The 19,908-nt window shown below is 73.9% G+C and carries 18 protein-coding genes and 1 pseudogene; 10 read left to right on the top strand and 9 right to left on the bottom strand.

Annotated features, from left to right (window positions below; genetic code table 11):
- The first annotated feature begins 35 nt into the window (after positions 1–35).
- The 8 genes and pseudogenes from ABZU46_RS15430 (at position 36) to ABZU46_RS15395 (ending at position 4,913) form a co-directional block, all read left to right on the top strand.
- Positions 36–545, top strand: coding sequence for a GNAT family N-acetyltransferase (locus tag ABZU46_RS15430; protein ID WP_354858066.1), 510 nt, complete (start codon positions 36–38; stop codon positions 543–545).
- Between the two features lie 277 nt (positions 546–822).
- Entirely contained in the window at positions 823–1,287 is a 465-nt protein-coding gene (locus ABZU46_RS15425; RefSeq protein WP_354858063.1) for a hypothetical protein, read from the top strand.
- 2 nt (positions 1,288–1,289) lie between these two features.
- The gene (locus ABZU46_RS15420) at positions 1,290–2,492 is read left to right on the top strand and encodes an SRPBCC family protein (protein WP_354858060.1); all 1,203 of its coding nucleotides are present in this window, start codon (positions 1,290–1,292) and stop codon (positions 2,490–2,492) included.
- Positions 2,489–2,704, top strand: a pseudogene (gene gvpJ, locus ABZU46_RS15415) (gas vesicle protein GvpJ); the annotation flags it as partial. The gene ABZU46_RS15420 and the pseudogene gvpJ, both read left to right, overlap by 4 nt.
- Before the next feature lie 148 nt (positions 2,705–2,852).
- Positions 2,853–3,608: a GvpL/GvpF family gas vesicle protein gene (locus ABZU46_RS15410; RefSeq protein WP_354858059.1), complete on the top strand. Its 756-nt coding sequence runs from the start codon at positions 2,853–2,855 to the stop codon at positions 3,606–3,608.
- Positions 3,609–3,610: 2 nt separating this feature from the next.
- A complete protein-coding gene (locus ABZU46_RS15405) occupies positions 3,611–4,354 on the top strand; it encodes a GvpL/GvpF family gas vesicle protein (RefSeq protein WP_354858056.1) in 744 nt (247 codons plus the stop codon).
- Positions 4,351–4,563 (top strand): gas vesicle protein, encoded by a 213-nt coding sequence (locus ABZU46_RS15400; protein ID WP_354858054.1) that lies wholly within the window; start codon positions 4,351–4,353, stop codon positions 4,561–4,563. The genes ABZU46_RS15405 and ABZU46_RS15400 overlap by 4 nt, the downstream gene beginning before the upstream one ends.
- Entirely contained in the window at positions 4,560–4,913 is a 354-nt protein-coding gene (locus ABZU46_RS15395; protein WP_354858052.1) for a gas vesicle protein K, read from the top strand. The genes ABZU46_RS15400 and ABZU46_RS15395 overlap by 4 nt, the downstream gene beginning before the upstream one ends.
- Before the next feature lie 108 nt (positions 4,914–5,021).
- Here the strand turns inward: ABZU46_RS15395 and ABZU46_RS15390 are convergent, their stop codons facing one another.
- The 7 genes from ABZU46_RS15390 to ABZU46_RS15360 are packed head-to-tail and all read right to left on the bottom strand — an operon-like array spanning position 5,022 to position 13,308.
- The gene (locus ABZU46_RS15390; RefSeq protein WP_354858051.1) at positions 5,022–7,223 is read right to left on the bottom strand and encodes an AAA family ATPase; all 2,202 of its coding nucleotides are present in this window, start codon (positions 7,221–7,223) and stop codon (positions 5,022–5,024) included.
- 36 nt (positions 7,224–7,259) lie between these two features.
- Positions 7,260–7,772, bottom strand: a complete 513-nt coding sequence (locus tag ABZU46_RS15385) for a hypothetical protein (protein WP_354858049.1) — start codon at positions 7,770–7,772, stop codon at positions 7,260–7,262.
- 37 nt (positions 7,773–7,809) lie between these two features.
- On the bottom strand, positions 7,810–8,562 hold the full coding sequence (locus ABZU46_RS15380) for an ATP/GTP-binding protein (RefSeq protein ID WP_354858046.1): 753 nt from the start codon (positions 8,560–8,562) through the stop codon (positions 7,810–7,812).
- Positions 8,540–9,019, bottom strand: a complete 480-nt coding sequence (locus ABZU46_RS15375) for a DUF742 domain-containing protein (protein WP_354858044.1) — start codon at positions 9,017–9,019, stop codon at positions 8,540–8,542. The genes ABZU46_RS15380 and ABZU46_RS15375 overlap by 23 nt, the downstream gene beginning before the upstream one ends.
- Complete coding sequence (locus tag ABZU46_RS15370; protein ID WP_007465863.1) at positions 9,016–9,492, bottom strand: roadblock/LC7 domain-containing protein; 477 nt, start codon at positions 9,490–9,492, stop codon at positions 9,016–9,018. Before ABZU46_RS15370 ends, ABZU46_RS15375 begins: the two co-directional genes overlap by 4 nt.
- A complete protein-coding gene (locus tag ABZU46_RS15365; protein WP_354858042.1) occupies positions 9,489–12,137 on the bottom strand; it encodes a nitrate- and nitrite sensing domain-containing protein in 2,649 nt (882 codons plus the stop codon). The genes ABZU46_RS15370 and ABZU46_RS15365 overlap by 4 nt, the downstream gene beginning before the upstream one ends.
- Positions 12,124–13,308 carry a hypothetical protein gene (locus ABZU46_RS15360; RefSeq protein ID WP_354858041.1) on the bottom strand — a complete coding sequence of 395 codons (1,185 nt, stop codon included), beginning with the start codon at positions 13,306–13,308 and terminating at the stop codon, positions 12,124–12,126. The genes ABZU46_RS15365 and ABZU46_RS15360 overlap by 14 nt, the downstream gene beginning before the upstream one ends.
- Before the next feature lie 375 nt (positions 13,309–13,683).
- Here ABZU46_RS15360 and ABZU46_RS15355 point away from each other — a divergent pair, with 375 nt between their 5' ends.
- Both ABZU46_RS15355 and ABZU46_RS15350 read left to right on the top strand, forming a co-directional pair.
- Entirely contained in the window at positions 13,684–16,548 is a 2,865-nt protein-coding gene (locus ABZU46_RS15355; RefSeq protein ID WP_354858039.1) for an alpha/beta fold hydrolase, read from the top strand.
- Entirely contained in the window at positions 16,548–17,444 is an 897-nt protein-coding gene (locus ABZU46_RS15350; RefSeq protein ID WP_354858036.1) for an ABC transporter permease subunit, read from the top strand. The genes ABZU46_RS15355 and ABZU46_RS15350 overlap by 1 nt, the downstream gene beginning before the upstream one ends.
- On the opposite strand, the gene ABZU46_RS15345 is transcribed toward ABZU46_RS15350, so the two are convergent.
- Positions 17,434–18,042: a DUF4232 domain-containing protein gene (locus ABZU46_RS15345; protein WP_354858035.1), complete on the bottom strand. Its 609-nt coding sequence runs from the start codon at positions 18,040–18,042 to the stop codon at positions 17,434–17,436. The two genes, ABZU46_RS15350 and ABZU46_RS15345, sit on opposite strands and share 11 nt — an antisense overlap.
- A 298-nt stretch (positions 18,043–18,340) precedes the next feature.
- Positions 18,341–19,897 (bottom strand): plasmid pRiA4b ORF-3 family protein, encoded by a 1,557-nt coding sequence (locus ABZU46_RS15340; protein ID WP_354858032.1) that lies wholly within the window; start codon positions 19,895–19,897, stop codon positions 18,341–18,343.
- Positions 19,898–19,908: the final 11 nt, after the last annotated feature.

The following is a 19,908-nucleotide window of genomic DNA, read 5'->3' as shown; positions in this document are numbered from 1 at the left end:
GGACTTCGGCCGATGAGGCCGGCAGACTGCGGCACGTGGCGGGTGCGGTCCGGCTGGAGCCGGTGGACGAGCGGAATCTGGAGCCATTGCTCTCCGTAGCGGCTGCCGAGGCCGAGCCGGGCGAGGTGATGCCTCCGGTCGAGGCTCCCGCTGGCTGGTCGCTCGCCCGCCGGGAGGCGTTCCGTGAGTTCCACCGGGCGAGCTTCGCCGGCCTGGACGGCCCGACCGGCTCACAGATGTACGCGATCCTCGTCGGCGGCGAGGTGGTGGGCATGATCCGGATGACGCGCTGTGACGAGCCGGGCACTGTGGAGACCGGCATGTGGCTCGGCCTCTCGGCGCGCGGGCAGGGAGTCGGCGCGGCCGCCCTGCGGGAACTGCTCAACCTCGCCGCCCGTGCCGGTATGCGTGCCGTGGTCGCCGACACGACGTCGGACAATGTCGGCGCGGTCGCCGTTCTCGAAAAATGCGGTGCGAAACTGCGCGAGGACGGCGGAAAGGTGCACGCCGAAATCTGCCTCGATTCGACGCCTCCCGCTCTCTGAATCGGCTCTACCCCTTCGTCTTTCTTGGCGTATTCCCTGCTCAGGATCGTCTGAACGTCCTGTCCGTGTCGTTGGGCGTCGTTCTTCCGAATGTCTCTGCGCAGTGCCGACGGAAATTGTCGCAGCGGTTTCGTGGCAATTCCCCCGGGTACTGCCCGCCGGGTCCGCAGATACGGGACGTCTGATCGAGGGCGTGGCGCGCGCTATTCCCCGGTAGCCCTTCTCCGGCCCCCGCGTGGCAGACGTCCCGGACCCACCGGGGAGCGAGGGAGACCTGATGAAGACCGGAACACGAATCGGGCTGGCAGTGGGCTTCGGCTACCTGCTGGGCCGTCGCCGCAAACTGCGTACCGCGCTGACTCTGGCCGCGGCGGTGGCCGCCGGCCGGGCGAGCCGCGACCCGGGCGGTCTGCTGAAACGGGGTGGTGACCTCCTGCAGTCGTCCCCGCAGCTGAGCAACCTGAGTCGGCTCGGCGGGCCGCTGGTCAACGCCGGTCGATCCGCCGCGACCGCCGCGGCCGGCAGCGGCGTCGACGCGCTCACCGGCCGGCTGCGCGGCTCCGCCGACGCGCTGCGCCGCCGCACCGGCGACCAGAGCGGCAACAGCAGCGGCGACGGCAGTCAGAGCGGCGACGGCAACCGCAGCGGCAACGGCAACCAGGGCGGCAGCGGCAACCAGAGCGCCGATCGCGGCGCGACGAGCGACCGGAACGACGCGGCCGGGCAGCGACGGGGGCGGTGACCATGGCGGGAGACACCAGTCCGGGCGGCCTCGGCGACAAGCTCCGGGGCCAGTTGGCCGACGAGGTGCGCAACCTGGCCGGGGCGATCGGCGATCGGGCGATGAGCGTGGTGACGGAGCGGATCACCGGCGCGACCGGCCGCCTGAGCGAGTACGCGCGCCAGGGCGGAGGGCCGGGCCTGATCGCCGCCGCCACCGGCGCGCAGAAGCTGGCCGAGGGCGGCTCACCGGTGAAGGCGATGGTGCATGCCGGGGTGGCCGGCGGTAAGGAGAAGGTGATGTCGGCTCTCGGCCGCGTGGGCGGCAAGGGCGGTAAGGGCGGCAAGAAGCAGAAGGTCACCAACATCGTCGAGACGATCGAGGTCGGTGTCCCGGTGCGGGCCGCGTACAACCAGTGGACGCAGTTCGGCGACTTCCCGAGCTTCATGAAGAAGGTCGAGCAGGCGGAGAACGACTCGGCCGAGAAGATGACCTGGAAGGCGCAGGTCTTCTGGTCGCACCGGACGTGGGAGTCGACGATCATCCGCCAGGTGCCGGACCGGCTCATCCACTGGCGCTCGAAGGGCGAGAAGGGCTCGGTCGACGGCACCGTCAGCTTCCACGAGATCACCCCCGATCTGACCCGCATCCTGGTGGTGCTGGAGTACCACCCGCAGGGCCTCTTCGAGCACACCGGCAACCTGTGGCGGGCCCAGGGCCGGCGGGTACGGCTGGAGTTGAAGCACTTCGTCCGGCACGTCATGACCGAGGTGGCGCTCGACCCGGATCAGGTCCAGGGCTGGCGCGGCGAGATCCGCGACTCCCAGGTGGTCAAGGACCACGAGACCGGTCTGCGCGAGGAGCGGGAGCGGCGGGAGCGCGGCCGGGAGCGGGGCGGCGAGGCCCCGACCGAGCCGGAGGACGAGGAGTACGCCGAGGAGGAGCCGCGCCGCCGGCCCGGCGGGCGGCTGCGTCAGCGGCCGCCCCGGCGACCGGCCGAGCCGGAGTACGACGAGGAGTACGAGGCGTACGAGGACGGCTACGACGAGGGGTACGCGGACGAGCCCGATGAGGAGCCGCCACCACCACCCCGTCGTCGTGCCCCGGAGCGGGCCCGCCGACCTCAGCCACGCGAGGAGCCGCAGCGGCCCCGGCCGCCGGTCCGCCGGGGAGCGGAGCCGCCGCGCCGACCCGTGGTGCGCCGCCGCCGGGAGGAGGGCGAGTGACGCTCGCCTCCGGCGGTGACGCCGTCGGCGGAGCCCTGGAACGTGTGGGCTCCGCCGGCGGGCTCGCCGACGTCGTGGAGACGGTGCTCGACAAGGGCATCGTGATCGACGCGCAGGTGACGGTCGGGGTCATCGGGATCCCCCTCGTGGAGATCAACGCCCGGGTGACGGTGGCGAGCATCGAGACGTACCTGCGGTTCGCCGAGGCGGTCGACCGGCTCGACCTCGCCCTGGATGAGGGCGAAGGGCTGGCCGGCCTCGTCGGTGGTGTCACCGGCGCGGTCCGGGACGTCACCGGTTCGGTGCGGGGGCTCACCGACGACGCCACCGGCACCGTGCGGGACCTCGGGAGGAGCTGACATGGCGGACGAGACCGGACTGTTCATCTACGGGCTGGTGCCGGCGGACGTGGAGGCGACGCCCGACGCGGCCGGGGTGGGTGACCCGCCCGGCGAGGTGACCGTCATCCGGCACGGTGACCTCGCGGCCCTGGTCAGCGAGGTGCCGCTGGACGCGCCGCTGGGCCGGGCGGCGGACCTGCGGGCGTACCAGGAGCTGCTGGACGGGACGGCGGTCGTGGCGCCGGTGCTGCCGGTGCGGTTCGGCACTGTCGTCACCGGGCCGGACGCGGTGCTCGACCTGATCCGGCCGCATCACGACCGGTTCGCCGCGGCGCTCGCCGAGTTCGAGGGCCGGGTGCAGTACGTGGTGCAGGGCCGCTTCGAGGAGCGGGCGTTGCTGCGCGCCATTCTCGACGAGAACCCGACCGCCGCCGGGCTCGCCGACCAGGTGCGGGGGCGTGCCGAGGCGGTCAGCCGGGAGCCCCGCATCCGGCTGGGGGAGCTGATCAGCCAGGCCGTCGAGTTGCGCCGCGAGGCGGAGAACCGGCGGCTGCTCGACGTCACGGCCGAGTACGTGGTCTCCACGCAACTGCGCCCGCCCACCCACGAGATGGACGCGGCCCACGCGGCCCTGCTGGTGGACACCGACCGGGAGGACGCCCTCATCGAGGTGCTCCAGGCGTACGCGCAGGACCGTCGGGGCCTGCTGCGGCTGCGGCTGCTCGGGCCGCTCGCCCCGTACGACTTCGTCGACGCCCACCAGTTGGCGGGCTGACGGTGGACCTGCTCTGGGCGCTGCTGACCCTGCCGTACGCCCCGGTGCGCGGGTTGACCGCCGTGGTCAAGGTGGTGGCCCGGGAGGCCGAGTCGCGTCAGCGCAACCCGGTCAACGTCCGGCGCGAGCTGGAGGAGTTGGACGCCGCCGTGGCGGCCGGCGAGCTCAGCGCCGATGCCGTGGTCGAGGCCCTCGCCCGACAGGGTCCGGTGGTGCCGGCCCGACTCGCCACAGTGCACACCGACGACGGGCGGGTCGCCGCGTCGCTCGCGGCCCGGCGGGCCGAGCTGTCCGCCACGCTGGCCCGATTGACCGGGCGCGGCGAGTGGGGCGTCAAGGGCTACCTGGTGCCGGGGGCGCCCGTGCCGAGCGTCGCCGGGGCGGGCAGCGGCGGGGTGGGGACGGCGTACCTGCGCCGCAGACGTGCCCAGTTGACCGCCCGCGAGGAACACCAGCAGGTGGCGAGCGCCGCCGCGGACGCCGTGCACGTCGCCCTGTGCGAGGTGGCCGTGGCGGGCCGCCGGCACGCCCCACAGGACCGGCGGCTCTCCGGCGTGCCCACACCGATGGCGCTCAACGGTGCGTACCTCGTCGACACCGCGACGCTGCCCCGCTTCACCGACCTGGTCGGCTCGTTGGGTTCCCGTCATCCGGGCCTCCGGCTGGAGCTGACCGGGCCGTGGCCGGCGTACTCCTTCGTGGCGGAACGGCCGGAGCCCGCCGGCGCCGGTCGGGGGTCGCGGTGACCGCCGCCCTCGCGCCGAGCAGCGCGGACGGTCCGCTGGCCTACCGGCCGGTCGCCCTGGTCGACCTCCTCGACCGGGTGCTCGCCACCGGCGTGGTGATCAGCGGCGACATCACGTTGTCCATCGCCGACGTCGACCTGGTCCGGATCTCGTTGCGGGCGCTGGTCGCGTCGGTCGGCGCGCTGGCACTACCGGAGGACGTCGGATGACCGGCCGGGACGACGCGGGCGAGTTGGCCGCCGCGCTCGGCGCGCAGTCGTGGCAGCCACCCCGGGTCACGCCGCTGGACCGCCGGATCGCGGTGGACCGCGACTCGGTCGAGCGGGGGCTGGCCAGCCTGGTGCTCACCGTCGTCGAGCTGCTGCGCCAGCTCATGGAGCGGCAGGCGCTGCGCCGGGTCGACCTCGGCGACCTCACCGGGGAGCAGGTCGAGCGCATCGGAGTCACCCTGATGGCGTTGGAGGAGCAGATGGTGGGGCTGCGTGAGCACTTCGGTCTGGCCCCGGAGGACCTGAACCTGGACCTCGGCCCGCTCGGCCCGCTCCTCCCCACGGACTGACCCGTACCGGACGGTGAGGAACACCGCCTGTCGTCGAGTGGATCTCTCCACCGAGGAATGTGCCGCTCTGGTAACGCGCCGGGTACGACAAAAGGTTGGGTGCGGCGCTCAGTCCCGGCCGGCGGCGTACGCGGCGAGCCAGGCGACCTGGGCCGGGTCGAGCGACGGCCGGACCCGTTCCCGGGCGACCGCCACGTGCGCGGCGGTGACCGTGGCGGCGGCCAGGGATTCCCGCATCGCCGCGAGCGCCGCCTCCCGGACCACCGCCGCGCAGTCCGCCGCCGAGAAGCCGGACAGCTCCGCGCCGAGGGCGGCCAGGTCGACGTCGGGCGCCAGCGGCACGTGCCGGGACGCGGCCCGCAGGATCTCGGCGCGGGCCGGCCCGTCCGGCGGCGGCACGTAGACCAGTCGCCCCAACCGGCCGGGTCGCAGCAGCGCCGGGTCGACCAGGTCCGGCCGGTTCGTGGCGCCGACCACCACCACGTTGCGCAGCGTCTCCACCCCGTCCAGCTCGGTGAGCAGCGCGGCGACCACCCGATCCGTGGTGCCCCCGTCGGTGGCCTGCCCGCGTACCGGCGCCAACGCGTCCACCTCGTCCAGGAAGATCAGCGTCGGGGCGGCCTCCCGGGCGCGGCGGAACAGCTCGCGTACCGCGCGTTCGCTCTCGCCCACCCACTTGGAGAGCAGCTCCGCGCCCTTCACCGAGAGCACGTTCGCCCGCCCCGACCCGGCGAGCGCGGTGACCAGGTACGTCTTGCCGCAGCCGGGTGGGCCGTAGAGCAGCACGCCGCGCGGTGGCTGTACGCCGAGGCGGGCGAACGTGTCCGGATAGGTCAGCGGCCACAGCACCGACTCGGTAAGCGTCTGCTTGACCTCGTCCAGGCCGCCGACGTCGTTCAGGGTCACCGACGCCAGCTCCAGGGTGGACGCGGCCATCGTCGTCGGCCGGACCACCTCCAGGGCGGCGGTGAAGTCGGCCATCGCCACCGTCGGCGTCCGCGCGGTCTTCTGCCGCAGCGCCGCGCGTACCCCGGCCTCCCGGACCAGCGCGGCCAGGTCCGCCGCGACGAATCCGGGGGTACGCCCGGCCACCTCGTCCAGCCGGACGTCGTCGGCGAGCGGCACCTGCCGGGTCAGCACGGTGAGCTGCTCACGGCGCAGGGCCGGGTCGGGCAGCGGAACGCTGATCCGCAGCGACAACAGGTCCGGTGCGCGCAGCGCCGGGTCGACCGCCTCGGGTCGACCGGTGGTGCAGACCACGGCGACGCCGGCGTGGACGGTCTCCGCGAGCACCTGCCGGAACACCGTGGCCAGCGGGCCGGGCTCCTCCGCCGGGGCCAACGCCTCCACATCGGTGACCAGCAGCACCGCCGGTCCGCCGGCACGAACCGTCGTCGCCGCGGCGCGCAGCCGGTCGGTGGCCGCCTGGTTGGTCAGCGCGGCCACCTCGGGCGCCCACAGCGGGTGGACGCGGGCGCCCACCCGGGCCGCGACGGCCCGGACCAGCGCCGACTTCCCGGAGCCGGCCGGCCCGGAGAGCAGCACACCCAGCGAGATCGTGGTGCCGAGCCGGCCCAGCACCTCCCGATGGTGGAAGCCGAGATCCAACAGCTCGGTCAGCTCCTCGGCCTGGGCCCGCAGGCCGGGCAGCTCGTCCACGTCCGGCGCGTCGCCGGTCGCGTTCACTGTCGGGGCCGCGCAGAACCCAGGCGCCCCAACGGGCTCGCCGTGGGTGGCCGGCCCGTGCTCCCAGGCGACCACCGTGTCCATGGTGACCAACGACCCGGCGGACTCCTCGACGGCGACCACGGTGAGCAGGGTGCTGGTCCAGGCGAAGCCGACGGTGGTGGCGAGGCTGCGCCGGGCCGCCTCGACGAGGCTGCGCGTCGAGGCGTCCGGCAGCACGTCCTGCGGCAGCAGCGACACGTCGTCGCCCGCCGTGACCACCTTGCCGAGCAGGGCGAGCCGGAGCATCTCCGGGCTGACCGCCGCCACCACCTGCACCGGCCCGGTCAGCGTGACCCGGCCCGCCGGGGTCAGCGGCAGCGGCGACACCCGCACCGAAGCGCCGTCCCGCAGGCCCAGGTTGCCCAGCGTCAGGTCGTCGGCGTACAGCAGGGCGCTGCTCGCGCCCGCCCCGGCCGCCGCGACGATCCCCGCGGTCTGCCGGCGGCCCGTCAGTCGCACCGGGTCGCCGGGGCGCAGCCCCAGCGCGGTCAGCGCCTCCGGGTGCAGCCGCACGATGCCCCGTCGGGCGTCCAGCGCCGCGGGCCGCAGGCTCGCCGTCAGGGTCAGGTCGGGTTGGGCCACCGCCCGACCGTAGCCGGCGTCAGCTCGTCGGGGCGGTCAGCGCCGCGGATCCAGCTCATCCAGCAGCGACGGATCCCGCCGGATCAGCTCGGCCAGACGGGCCGCCGGGTCCGGGGTCAACCCGTCCGGGCCGGGTGCCCACGCCGGCACCGTCCGACCGGACAGCGGCCAGGACGGCGGGGGTTGCACCGGCGGCTCCGGGCCGACCGTGACGTCCGGGCCGTCCCAGGAGACCCGCAGCGGGTACGTCCGACCGTCGTGCTCGACGCGGACGGTCACCGCCAGGCCCGGGTGTGCGCCGACGACCTGGCGGACCGCCTCGGCCACCTCCTCGACCGGACCCCACCCGACGACGTCGCCGGGGCTCTCCCGTTCCGCGTGCCGCCCATCGTGCCGGGCGGGCCCGGCGTTGCGCCCACCCGTGGCGGCGCCCTGCCCAGCGGTCGGGCCCGGCGGTGGCGCGGTGTCGTCCCGATCGGTGACCCGCCGGCGCAGCGCCTCCTCGCGCCGGGCCAACCGGGCCAGCGTCTCGTCCAGGTCGCCCCTCACAGCTCACCCCTTCCCGCCACGGCCGGAGCCGGTCGACTCAGGCCTTCCTGTCCCGGGTGGCCCGGTCCAACGCCCGGTCCAGGACGACCAGCAGGGCGTCCCGCACTGAGAGCCGGTCCCGGGCGTCGAACTGCACCAGGGGAACATGATCGCCGATGGCGAGCGCCCAGCGGATCTCGCCGAGTTCCAGGGCGAGTCGCCCGTCGAACGCGTTGACCCCGACCACGAACGGCAACCCGGCCCGCTCGAAGAAGTCGATCGCCGGGAAACAGTCGTCCAGCCGGGAGCTGTCGACCACCACCAGCGCGCCGAGCGCACCTCGGGCCAGGTCGTCCCACATGAAACCGAACCGTGCCTGCCCAGGGGTGCCGAACAGGTAGAGCTTCAGGCTGCGGTCGATGGTCACGCAACCAAAATCCATCGCCACCGTCGTGGTGGTCTTGCTCGACCGTACGCCGGGGTCGTCCACGCCGATCCCGGCGCTGGTCATCTCGGCCTCGGTGGTCAGCGGCGCGATCTCGGAGATCGCCCCGACCGTGGTGGTCTTGCCCACGCCGAACCCGCCGGCGACGAGAATCTTGACCGGCACGGGTGGCGCCGCCGGTGGCCGGTTGGTCGGCCCGGCGTCGGCCGGTGGCCGGTACGGCGGTGGCGGCCCCGTCGGCGGCGGCGCGGCCCGTCCGAGCGCCGGGGGAGTCCCCGGGGCCGTGCTGTAGCGGGCGGTGGCGCTGTTGCCGGCGAGCCCTCCGAGCGGGACGCCCGGCCATTCAGGAGATCGCACGAAGTCCATCAATCACTCGCAGGATGAGGTCGGGGTCGAAGGCGTCGTTGGCGTCGGTGACGTGCACGTCCAGGTGCCCGGCGGCCCGTAGGTCGCCGACCAGGACCCGGGTCACGCCGAACTGCAGCCGGGCCCGGGCGGAGAGTTCGGCCACCGAGATCGGCTCGGCGCAGAGCGCGATGATCGCCTGGAGTTCCGGCGCCAGCAGGCCGACCGGTGGGTCGGTCCACCGGCCGCCGTCCGGGCGCAGGGTCACCTGCGTCTCCAGCCCGATCGCCGGATCCGCGCCGGCCACCCGCCCGGAGGTGAGCACGAACGGCCGCGGACCTGTCGGGCCGCCACCGCTCGGCTGCGGCTCTGGCGCCGCCGGAGCGCCGCCCCCACCCGGGTGCGGCGTGCGCAGGTAGGGGCGGATCCGGGTCCCGGGCTCCGGGTCCGGGTCCTCGCCGGCGACGTCGGGGGTCACTGCTGGACGGCGTTCTTCAGCTCGACGATCAGTCGCGGGGTCAGCGCACCACCGGCCCGACCGGCAAAGAGCGTCATCTCGTACGCGACGGTGCCCAGGTTCGCCGACCGGTCGGCGACGACGCCGAGCACGGAGCCACTGCTGATCGCGCTGATCAGCAGATAGCCGTCGGCCATGTCGACGATCACCCGGTTCAGGCCGCCGAGCGCGTACCAGCTGGCCGCGCCGCCGGCGAGGCTGGTCATGCCGGAGACCACGGCGGCCAGCCGCTCCGCGTTGGAGCGGTCCTTGATCGCCGACATGGCCATCAGCAGCCCGTCCGAGGAGACGGCGATCGCCTCCAGCACCCCGGCCGTGCTGGAGGTGAAGGAGTCCAACAGCCAGTTGAACGTGCGCGCCTCGGGACTGAGGTCCCCGACGGCGCCGGGCTGGCTCTGGTGGTCGACGTTGTCGTGCAGGAAGGGGCTGGTCACCGTGATGATCCTTCTTCGTTCCGACGGTCTGGGCTGACTTCGCGGAGAGCACGGGCGACGCCCGCCTCGAACTCGGTGATGAGGTCGCGTACCTCGGCCGGGTCCCCGGGGTGCGGGCTGAACGGCTGGCAGGGTGGGGAGACCGTGAGGTTAGCGCCGGGCACCCGGCGGCTCAGTCGGGGACGGCCCCGGGTGAGTCCGGCGGTGTCCGCCACCGTGGGGCCGAGGCCGCCCGGGGTGGCGGGCAGGTCGACGGTCTCGCTCGGATCCGCCAGCGTGGGGCCGGCGCTGGTGGCCGGCTCGGTGGCTGTGCGCATCGACCACTGCCCGACCGGGCGGCCGGCGGCCGGCGGCACGCTCAGCTCGGCCCTGCGTACGCCGGACTGGAACGCCTCGACCAGCGCGCGAGCGGCGTCCGGGTCGCCGCCGGTGGCGTCGACCGGCCGGGTCGGCGCGGCGGTGGCGGGGAGGCTGGCTCCGGGCACCCGCTGCCGGACCCGGGGGCCGGCGGTCGGACCCGGCGCCGCCGTCGCCGGGCTTTCCGCGGTGGCGGCTGGACCCTGTGCCGTAGCGGCGGAAACGCCGGTGTCGACCGGTTCCCGAGCGCCGAACGCGTCCCAGGACTGGCCCGACTCCAGGCTGCGGGTGGCCCGGCTGAGCAGGTCCGTGTCGAATCCGGCCGGTGCCGCGACGGCGGCGCGGGAGCGGGCTTCGCGGGCGGAGTCGAGAGCCGGCCGTCGGCCCCGGTCCGGCACGGCCGCCCGGGCGACCGTCGCCCCGGCCCGGTCGGCGCGGCGCAGCACCAGCGACGTCTGCGGGATCTCCACCTGCGCGGTCACCCCGCCGCCCGCGGTGGCGGCGAGGCTCACCTCCCAGCCGTGGCGGCGGGCCAGCCGGCCCACCACGAAGAGGCCGAGCACCTCGGTCGGCGCCAGGTCGAGGCGTTCGCGCCGGGTGAGCCGGGCGTTCTCCTCGGCCAGTCGCTGCTCGCTCATGCCGATGCCGTTGTCCACCACCGTGATCCGGGCGCCCCGCCCGGACGTCTCGCCGGCCACCAGCACCCGGGTGTGCGGCGGGGAGAAGACTGTCGCGTTCTCCATCAGCTCGGCCAGCGCCAGGACGAGGTCACCGACGACCGCCGGAGCGGCGGCGATGCCCGCCGGCACCTGCACCTCGACGCGGGTGTAGTCCTCGATCTCGCCGAGCGCCAGCCGGACCACGTCGGCCAGCGGCACCGGCGCGGTGTGCGCGTCGGCGCCGGCCGAGCCGGAGAGCACCACCAGGCTGCCGGCGTTGCGCCGCAGCCGGCTGGAGATGTGGTCGAGCCGGTACAGGTGCTCCAGGCGGCCCGCGTCGGCCTCCTGCTGCTCCAGCCGGTCGATCAGCGCGAGCTGGCGGCTCACCAGATTCTGCGTACGCCGCCCGACGTGGCCGAACATCTGCGCCACGTTGCGCCGGCCGGCGACCTGCCGCTCGACCAGCTGGGCCGCGGTGTTCTGCACCCGGTCGAAGGCCCGGGCCAGGTCACCGATCTCGTCGTTGGACCGGATGACCACCGGCTCCAACCGGACCGACTGGACGTGCTCCGTCTCGTCGTCGGTGACCCGGACCAGCTCGGCCTCGGCGACCCGGGCGACCCGGTCGGCGGAGCGGGTGAGCTGGCTCAGCGGTCGGGCCACCGTCCGCGCGACTGCCACGCTGAGCAGCACCACCAGCGCCAGGATCAACGCCGCCGCGGCACCCACCAGGTACGCGGCGGTCAGCGCCCGCCGCTGGTCGGCCTTCACCTCGGCGAGAACGTCGGCGACGAGCTTCTTCTCGACGAACTGGCCGAGCTGGATCATCGTGCGGACGGCCGGAAAGAGCGCGTCCATCGGCACGTCGCGGACCGCGGCGGCCGGGTCCCGGGCGCTGGTGATCAGGAAGTCGGGGCTGGTACGCGCGGCCACCGCCGCGTCGTTGAGCTGGGCCACCTTGAGCTGCTCGGGCGTGATCAGGGTGCGGAAGCGCAGGTTGTCGACCTGAAGGGCGGCGATGCACGCCACGTACCCGGCGGTGGTGTCCGGGCTGCCGATCGCCTTGACCAGGATGCTCAGGGTGGCGCAGGCGCCCAGGCCCTCGTCGGCGCGCAGCAGCCCGTCCAGGGCGAGCACCTGGCGGCCCGGCAACGTCTCGGTGTCCACGCTGAAGACCAGCCGCAGCGATTCGATCAACCCCCGGTTGACCGGGCCGAACGCGTCCATCACCTGGCCGGGGTTCGCGGCTCGGGCCAGCACGGCCGTCCGCAGGTCGATGAGGCTGGACACCCCGCTGAGCGCGTGGTCGACCCGCTCGGTCAGCGCGTCGCCGCCGTCGGCCCGCAGGTCGGCCACCCGGTCGTCCACGTCGGCGGCCTTGCGGACCAGCTCGGAGCGTTCGACCCGGCCGAGGAGGTAGCCGACCGACAGGATGCGTTCCTGTTGCAGGTCCTGGACGAGGCTGCCGACCCGGCTGGCGAGCCGCACCTGCTCGGTGATGTCGGCGGCGCGTTGCGCGGCGGCCACCCGGTCCAGCACCACGGGCACCGCGAGGCCGACCATGCTGAGCAGGGGGATCACCACGAGCAACGCGAGCTTTCCGCGGATCCGAAGCCTACCGAGAAGCATCGAACGGCCCCCACTGCGCGAGGATCGGCTCGTGGGCCGCGCCGACCGGTTGCAGCGGTCGAGGGTCGGCCGGTTGGCCGGTCGGGGCTGGCGGTTGCCAGGGGTCTCCGGGCGGCGGGGCGGCGGGGCTGGCGGCGTCCGACGTGGCGGCCCGCCGACGTGCGCGTCGACCGGCGGCGATCAGCATGCCGGCGAGCCAGGCCAGCAGCAGGAAGGCCAGCGCGCCCGCCCCGGCGGCCAGCCAGCGGTCCCGGGCCAGCCCGTCGATCCGCTCGGCGAGCAGGGCGTCCAGTTCGCCGAGGATGACCGGCTGGAGCTGCCGCGCGGCGTTGCGCGAGTTGAGTGCGGCAGCGGTCAGTTGGCCCTGGTCGATGGTGCCGGTGGCGCTCGGGGTCGAGTACAGGGCCAGCGCCTCCACCGACCGCTGATAGGCGTCCAGCGGGGTCAGCACGTTGGCGCCCAGGTCGGTGCTCTCCGAGCTGTCCACGGCGGAGCGCAGGTTGTCGACCACGTCCCCGGCCGGCGACAGGGCGGACACCCGCATACCGGTCAGCTCCATGAGGCTGCGGGCCCGTTCGGCGGCCGGTCGTCGGGTGGCGAGCGCGCCCAGGTCGGCGAGCCGGCCGGCGCCCACCACCGCCTCGGGCAGCTCCTCGCCGGCGCTGTCCTGCAGGAAGAACGAGTCGGCGCCCGGGTCACGGCCCAGTCCCGAGCTCTCCCGGATCTTGCGGTGCAGGGCGAGCAGCAGGTCGGTGACCTCGCCGTACGCGGTGTAGGCGGCCTCCGGGTCGGCGGGGCTGCGGTCGCGCAGCGCCTCCACCTTGGCCCGTAGCCCGGCCCACCGTTCCTGGCTGCGCAGTTGCCCGCCGATGCGGGCGTCCACCGTGGCGGCCTGCTCGACGGCGCGGCTCAGCGGCTCGCCCGGGACGGGGCGTCCGGCGACGGCCGCGGACTGGGCTTCCACCAGCGCCTCGGTGACCGGGGCCAGGGCGCGCAGGTACTGCACGCCGAACCGTTCGCGGTCGGCCAGGCTCCGATCGTCGCCGGTCTGCCGCCAGGTGGATGCGAAGAGCAGCCCCACCGGCGCCAGCAGCGCGACGATGAGCAGCAGCGGCAACGACCGGCCCAGCATGGACGTCCGTCGACGGGCCCGCGGCGCGGGGACTGTCATGGTGTGTCTCCTCGGGCGTCGGGCGGGGGAACAGCGCGGCGTCGGGCTCGCCGACAAGTCCCGTCCACCGGACCGGAAAACTAACCGAACCCTGTGGGGGCCGACCGGTTGCCGGTGAGTCAGTTTTGCGTCAGTTCGAGCGATGTCACCGTTCGTCGGGGTTCCGAGCACGCTGTGTCCCGTCGATGCGTGTGACATGAAGGGATCGATGGGGATATCCGCGGAAGATCGGAATTCACGGGATCCGAACTCAACTCACCCGGCCGCGCCGGAGGATGCGCGGTCGCACCGGGATGGATCACCGATCGGAGCAACCGGACGGACGTACGGCGGATCTCAGCCAACGCTCAGCCTGCGGCCCGTACCGTGTGCCGCATGAGATCGCCGTCGCCGGCCGCGTGGTTCCGGCGTGCCCTGCCCACCCGCCGCCGCGCGATCGCCGCGGCGGCGGTCGTCGTGCTGCTGGCGGCCGCCGTCGGTTGGGCGGTGTGGCCGCGGGAATCGGGCGTACGCACCCAGAGCGCGATGCTCACCGTCCGCTCCGGACCGTCCGGAGACCAGCCCGTCGACCTGGACACGACCCTCTACCTCCCGACCGGGGCGTCGTCCGGTCGGAAGGTGCCGGCGGTGCTGCTGGCGCACGGGTTCGGCGGGACCAAGGAGTCGGTGCGCTCGGACGCCGAGGAGTTCGCCGGGCGCGGCTACGCGGTGCTCACCTGGACCGCGCGGGGCTTCGGCCGCAGCGGCGGCGAGATCCACCTGGACAACCCGGACTACGAGGTGCGCGACGCCGAGCGGCTGCTGGACTGGCTGGCCGCCCGGCCCGAGGTGCGCACCGACGCCCCCGGCGATCCGAAGGTCGGCGTGGTCGGCGGCTCGTACGGCGGCGGGTTGGCGCTGCTGCTGGCCGCCCAGGACCGTCGGGTGGACGCGATCGTCCCCATGATCACCTGGAATGACCTGTCCCGGGCGTTCCTGCCGGAGAGCACCGGTGCGGCACCGACCGAGGGCGTGTTCAAGAAGGGCTGGGCGGGTCTCTTCTTCGGTGGGGGCGGCAACGTGGGCAGTGGCCCGGCCGGGCTCTCCGGGGCGACCGCAGCCCAGCCCGAGGGGGCGCCGGCATCGGCCGGCCCGCCCAGCCCGGGGCCGGGCGAGGGCCCGGGCACGGCTCCCGGTGGAGCCCCGGCCGGCGCCGCCGACCCGTCCTGCGGGCGATTCGCCGCCGACGTGTGCGCCGCGTACCTGCGGATCGCCACCGCCGGCCGCGCCGACCAGGCCGCCGTGGACCTGCTGCGCCGGTCCAGCCCGGCGGGCGTGCTGGACCGGATCAAGGCCCCCACCCTGCTGGTGCAGGGTGAGGCGGACACCCTCTTTCCGCTCGGTGAGGCGGACGCGAACGCGAAGGGCATCGCCGCCGCCGGCACCCCGGTCCGGGTCGCCTGGTTCACCGGGGGGCACGACGGTGGCAGTGGACCCCGCTCGGACGAAGACCGGGTGAAGTTCCTGACCGTCCAGTGGCTCGACCACTACGTCAAGGGCGAGGGGGACGCGCCCGGCGACGACTTCACCTGGTCGCGGATCGCCGGCTTCGACGCGCTCGACCGGGGCCTGGTCGCCACCGGCTTCCGCCGCGCCGACTATCCGGGCCTCGCCGGCAACGCCCGCCGGGAGGTGACTGTCGCCGGTCCGGCGCAGCCGATCGCGAACCCGCCGAACGGCAACCCGGCCGCCATCTCCTCGATCCCCTTCGCCGGTGGCCTCACCTCGCTGCTGGACGGGGTGGCCGGCGACGTGCCCGGCCAGCACGCGCGCTTCGAGTCGGCGCCGCTGACCGAGGCGGTGGACGTGGCGGGCGCACCCACCGTCACCGTGCGGGCCGCCTCGCCGACCGGGGAGGCGGTGCTCTTCGTCAAGCTCTACGACGTCGACCCCGAGGGCGCGGCCACGCTGCCGAACGGGCTGGTCGCCCCGGTCCGGCTCACCGGCCTGCCGCAGCGGGTGCAGGACGCCCGCCCGGTCACCGTGACGCTGCCCGGGATCGTCCGCCGCGTCGAGGCCGGGCACCGGCTGCGACTGGTGGTGGCCAGCTCCGACCAGGCGTACACCACGCCCGCCGAGCCGACCGTCTACACGGTGGCCGCGGACGGCGCGGTCAGCCTGCCCACGGTCAGCGGGGAGCCGATCCCCACCGCGGCGACGCTCTGGCGCTGGGTGCTCGCCGGCCTGCTCGCCGCCATCGTGATCGGGCTCGTCGTGGTCGTGGCCGTGGTCCGCCGCCGGCACCGCCGCCAGGACCGCTCGGTGCATCCGGAGTACGCGGACACCCCGCTGGCCGTGCGCGCGCTGCGCAAGGAGTACGCGGACGGCTTCGTCGCGGTGTCGAACGTGGACTTCGAGGTGCACCCCGGTCAGGTGGTGGGTCTGCTCGGGCCGAACGGCGCCGGCAAGACCACCACCCTGCGGGTGCTGATGGGGCTGACCCAGCCGACCGCTGGGGAGATCTACGTCTTCGGTCGTCGGCTGGTGCCCGGCTCGCCGGTGCTGTCCCGGATCGGCGCGCTGGTGGAGGGGCCCGGCTTCCTGCCGCACCTGTCCGGTCTGGACAACCTGAGGGCGTACTGGAAGGCCACCGGACGGCCGGCCGAGGACGCGCACTTCGACACGGCCCTGGAAATCGCCGGGCTGGGCGACTCGGTGCACCGGAAGATCAAGAATTACAGCCACGGCATGCGCCAGCGGCTCGCCATCGCCCAGGCCATGCTCGGCCTTCCCGAGCTGCTGGTGCTGGACGAGCCGACCGACGGGCTCGACCCGCCGCAGATCGCCGAGATGCGCCGGGTCCTCCAGCGGTACGCCACCGACGGCCGCGCGGTGCTGGTCTCCAGCCACCTGCTGGCCGAGGTGGAGCAGACCTGCACGCACGCCGTGGTGGTGAACAAGGGCCGGATCGTGGCGTCCGGGCCGGTGCAGGAGATCGTCGGCGAGTCGCCGAGCGTGCTGTTCGACGTCACCGATCCGGTGGCGGCGCGGGCGGTGCTGGACCGGCTGCACGGCGTACGGGTGCTGCCGGAGAGCGACGGCCAACTGGTGGTCGACACCAACGGCACGGCCCGCAGCGAGGTGGTGGCGGAGCTGGTGCGCGCCGGCATCGGGGTGGACCGGGTGGTGCCCCGGCGGCGCCTGGAGGACGCGTTCCTCGCCCTGGTGGGCGAGAACTCTCGGGGAAGCGGTGACCGGTGATGGCTGGATCTTCCGTCGAGGCGCCGGTGGGCGTCACCGACCCGGCCGGTGCGGCCCGGGGCTACCGACCCTCGGCCACCATGCCCTTCGTGGCGGAGTTCCGCCGGCAGGCGTCCCGGCGGCGGACCCAGCTGGCGCTCGGGTTCATGGTGCTGCTGCCGCTGATCATCCTGGTCGCGTTCCAGTTCAACTCGGGTGGCGACGACGACAACGGCAACAACGAGTTCGCCAGCCTGGTCGACCTGGCCACCTCCGGCGGGCTCAACTTCACCCTCTTCTCGATCTTCGTGTCGGCGTCGTTCCTGCTGGTCGTGGTCGTCGCGCTGTTCTGCGGCGACACGGTGGCCAGCGAGGCGAGCTGGGGCAGCCTGCGCTACCTGCTCGCGATCCCGGTGCCCCGGGCCCGGCTGCTCACGGTGAAGCTGGTGGTCGCGCTCGCGTACTCGGGGCTGGCCCTGCTGCTGCTGGCCGGCACCGCCCTGCTCGCCGGGACCCTGCGCTACGGCTGGTCGCCACTGCGCAGCACGGTCGCCGCCGAGCTGGAGCCGACCGAGGGGCTGCTCCGGCTGCTGGCCGTGCTCGGCTACCTGGCGGTCGTACTCCTGGTGGTGGCCGGCCTGGCGTTCCTGCTGTCGGTGACGACGGACGCCGCGCTCGGCGCGGTCGGCGGAGCGGTCCTGCTCTGGATCCTGTCCAGCATCCTGGACCAGATCACCGCCCTGGGGGGCCTGCGCGACTTCCTGCCCACCCACTTCAGCACCGCCTGGCTGGGGCTGCTCTCCACGCCGGTGCAGACCGACGACGTGGTACGCGGCTGCATCTCCGCGATCAGCTACGCGACGCTGTTCTGGGGGTTGGCGTTCTGGCGGTTCACCCGCAAGGACATCACGTCGTAGCCTTCCGCCAGGCGCTGACGCCGATCCGGCCCGTGTTGCCCACGTCGATCGGGCCGTCCGGGTCGACCTCCTCGGCCGGCTGACCGGCGGCGGGCGCGACCGTCAGGTACGCCCCGGCGGTGGCCACCACTGTCGAATCGGTGACCAGGTTGCGCCAGAGGACTGTGGCGACGGCCCTCTCGCCCTTGCGCAGCGTGACCGGCTGCGGCGGCTGATCGAAGCCCGAGGTGATCTCCTTCGCCCCGTTCACCACCCGCAGGATGATCGGCTTGCGCTGCTCGTTCAGGACCCACAGCACCGGGTAGCCGTTGAGCCGGTAGGGGCGGTCGCCGCAGTTGACCAGTTCCAGGCCGAGCGCGCGCAGCCCCATCGCCGCGTCTCCTCCGGTCGATCGGATTCGGACGCCGGACGCCGGGCACTCGGCCACCGGGTCGATACTCGCCGACGGGCTGGCGCTGGGCGCGGAGGTGGGCTTGGGCGGCGGGCCGGTGGGGTCGCCGCCCTGCCCCGCGTGATCGCGAGGGACGCAGGCGGTGAGCGCGAGAACCAGTGCGCCCGCCACGCCGACCCGTCGCCCGACGGCGTTCCGAAAAATCATCCCTCGATCCTCGCCCACCGGCGCGGCCGGCCGCCGCCCTCCCGCCGTTCTCCCGCCAGATCGCCGATGTGGGGGTGTCCGGCCTGTCGCCGCTCGCCCGATCGGCGAAGTGGGGCTTTCCCGGCGGCCGAATGCCGCCACATCGCCGACCTGGAGTGGATCACTCGGTTGGGTCCTCGCTGAGCGTGTGTCGCCGCCCTCGCTTATGTCAGCCAGACGGTCCCCCTGGTCGCCCGCAGTTGGACGACGGACCCGCCGTCGTCGGCGCGGTAGAGGATGAGATCGCCGGCAGGATCGGTCACCCGTCGCGCCCTTCGGTCAGGGCCCGAGTGATCTCGGTGGAGTCGAAGCGAGCGGGCTCGAACTCGGCGGCCGAGGCCAGTCCGAGCCAGTCCAGCCGCTCGCGGTGCTCGGGGTGGCTCGGATCGCTCAACACCTCGACCAGTTCGGCGTAGCCCCAGATGCCGCCGCAGTCCTCCGGCGGCGCTGCCCGCCGCCCGCCGGTGCACCGCGGGTACGCGACGGGCTGGCGAGGTAGCACCTTCTCCACGACGATCTCGTGTTCCCAGTCGTCGCCGAAGTCGTACGTGTACCGGAACCGGTCACCGACTCCGGGCGCCACCTGTTCCAGGGTCACCGGGGCTTCGGCGCGGTGGCCCAGCTCCCGATCGGCGACCCCGAAGTCGCCGTACGCGGTATTGAAGACGTGCAGGTGGGAGTCGTGCCAGCCGAAAGCCACCTGGATGATGTCGTGCAGGCCGGCCAGGCTGGTGTCGGCAGGCACTTCCAAACGCCGCCAGATCGGCGGCTTCGCCCCCCGCAGACCCACCTTGAGCTGGTAGATCGGCGCGGCCGGGCCGGACTTCTTCCGTTTCGCCGGCAGCTTCCGCCCAGCGCTGCCCCGTCGTGTGCGGCTCTGGATCTGCTGCGCCTGCCCGGCGATCTGGCTGATCATCTCCAGCAGATCGAGGGTGGGCTGACGGGTGTCGGCGTCGTGCTCGGCCGGTGGCCGGTTCGGCTCGGGCAGCGTACGGATCCGGGCCCGCAGCAGCACCGCCAGCAGGTGGTAGTCCGGCCCGTCCTCGTCGGCGAGTTCGTCTTCGAGCTCGGAGAGGTCGCGTTCCTGGTCGTGGTCGGCACGGGCGTCGAGGGCCCGTTCGACCTGCCACCGAAACTCGGCCGGGTCCAACAATTCCTCGGCGATTGTCAGATCGGCACGACGGCCGTTCTCCGCGATGGTGGTGACAACCTTGTCCAGGGCGTCGGCGGGAAAGAACACGATGTCGGCCGCCGCGTCACAGTCGAGGTGGTCGACGTGGACGACGAAGCCGTACGATCGACCGGCCCGCTCGAAGTCGCAGACGAGCATGGACGCGCTGCCCGCCGGATCAGCGAACCGTCGACAGGGGCCGACCCGCACGGGCTGGCGCAGCTCACTGGCCCAACTCGGCGCTGCCACGCCTGCGTCCAGCAGACGTTGGGCGGCGGCCCCGGCGACGGTGCCCTCCCGGACGGCGTCGATCGCGAGCAGGACCGCGAGCGCTTCGGGCGTAGCGATGTTGGCGACGGCCGGCAGCAGGCCCTCGTTGAGCGCCTCGGCGAAATCCTCGGGGGCGAGGTCACCGGCGGAGAGGAACGTCGCGGCGAACAACTCGGCCTCGATCGGATCATCCGCCTTGACCAGGTTGGCACCCTCGCCGACCAAGTCGTCGACGAAGTTCTGCGGGTCGAAGTCAGCATCCGAGCACGCCGGGCAGTCGCATTGACCGGCTTCGGCGGGACTGGCCCGCAGCAGGACCTGCTGGCCCGACCGACTGGGCTTGGCGCGCTTCCGGCGGCGACTCTCGGGACTCATCCGAGCATGTT

Source organism: Micromonospora sp. NPDC005197 (assembly GCF_040608295.1).
In the GTDB taxonomy this organism is placed as follows: Bacteria; Actinomycetota; Actinomycetes; order Mycobacteriales; family Micromonosporaceae; genus Micromonospora.
This window is presented reverse-complemented; position numbering and strand designations above follow the sequence as displayed.